2 protein-coding genes are annotated in these 1,574 nt (G+C 50.4%); one reads left to right on the plus strand and one right to left on the minus strand.

Annotated elements, in window-relative coordinates; genetic code table 11:
- A partial coding sequence (locus ACR0P9_RS12325) for an ABC transporter permease (RefSeq protein WP_432620573.1) occupies positions 1 to 902 on the minus strand: 902 nt, incomplete at its 3' end.
- A gap of 118 nt (positions 903 to 1,020) precedes the next feature.
- Here ACR0P9_RS12325 and ACR0P9_RS12330 point away from each other — a divergent pair.
- Positions 1,021 to 1,574 (plus strand): LysR family transcriptional regulator (locus tag ACR0P9_RS12330; protein ID WP_432620575.1); only part of this gene is annotated, 554 nt, incomplete at its 3' end.

The following is a 1,574-nucleotide window of genomic DNA, read 5'->3' on the forward strand; positions in this document are numbered from 1 at the left end:
CAAGCCAAAGATTTGTTCAAGGTGATAATCAACGCCGCCAATTTAATGACTTCAACGATGATTTGCAGCATGTAGTTGTACAGAGCGACAACCTGACCCTGCGGCAGATTACCAAGATTGACCTGTACGCCTGCCTGCTGAATCAGCACGACTGTGGCGATATTGATGAGCACATAGGTCAGCGGATTCAGCAGGGCGGACAGTCTGCCGACGAACAAGTTCAGGCGAGTCAGTGCCTGATTGCTCTCTTCAAATTCTTCTACCGAACGCTGTTCGCGGCAAAACGCACGGATAACGCGAACGCCAGTCAGATTTTCACGAGTGAGTGCTGTCACGCGATCCAAACCTGCTTGCACTTTTCCGAACAGCGGAATACTCAGCTTCATGATGAGAAATGTCACGCCAAACAAAATCGGAATGGTGACGACAAAGACCAGCGCACAGCGCACATTGATGGTAAACGCCATGACCATGGCACCCAGAACAATGAACGGGCTGCGAAGCAGCAGGCGGAGACCCATGTTCACACCGGTTTGCACCTGGTTGACATCGTCGGACAGGCGGGTAATCAGCGTGTCGCTACCGATAGCATCCAATTCTGTGAATGAGAACGTTTGGATGTGGTCAAAGACCGCTTGCCGCAGAGCACCGGCGAAGCCGACACTGGCTTTCGCAGAAAAGAACTGCGCGACTATGCTGAATCCTAAGCCGACCACAGCTAACAGGAGCAGCACACCGAAATACAGAAAGATCAAGTGCCGGTTCGAGACTGCGTCCGTGTCGATCATGCGAGCGATGACCAACGGGACAAACAGATCAAACAGTGCTTCGAGCAGCTTAAACAGCGGCGCAAGAATGCTTTCCTTTCGATATTTTTTCAAATAAACAGCAAGATTTTGCATTTGTTTCCTTCCTTTCTGTTTCTTGACAAGATATAGTATAGTCCATTATGATAAATATAAAAAGTATTGTTTTTATTTTAGCGCGATATTTATTTTCTATCACTGGGAGGGAAAACAGATGGAACTGCGGCAGCTGGAATATTTTTGTCGCATTGCCGAATCCGGCAGTATTCATGAGGCGGCACGGCGGCTCAATATGTCGCAGCCGCCGTTGAGCTATCAGCTCAAGCAATTGGAGCAGGAGCTGCATACAACGCTGCTTGTGCGCACAAGCAAAGGCGTAGAGCTGACGGAGGCGGGACAAATGCTGTATCGGCGAGCGAATAGTCTGTTGGAATACGCTCGTTCTACAAGCAGAGAAGTGTCGGAAGCCGGAAAAAAACGGGTGCTGCGCTTGGGCATTACGTCAACAACGGTTCCGACTATTTTGCCAGATATTTCGCGATTTGTCCGTCAATATCCGGACGTCAATTTTGAAGTGCGGGACGGCACGACGTTTACACTGCTGCAGTTGTTGCTGGACGGCATCATTGATGTTTCGGTTGCGCGCACGCCGCTGCGGCTGGAAAATGTGGAGTCGATGCTGCTGTGCACCGAGCCGATGATCGCGGTGTTCCCACCGCATTCCCGCACAGAAAAAGAGGGAATATTGGGACTGCGGCATTTGCTCGG

This window comes from Butyricicoccus sp., from assembly GCF_050872565.1.
GTDB lineage: Bacteria > Bacillota > Clostridia > Oscillospirales > Butyricicoccaceae > Butyricicoccus_A.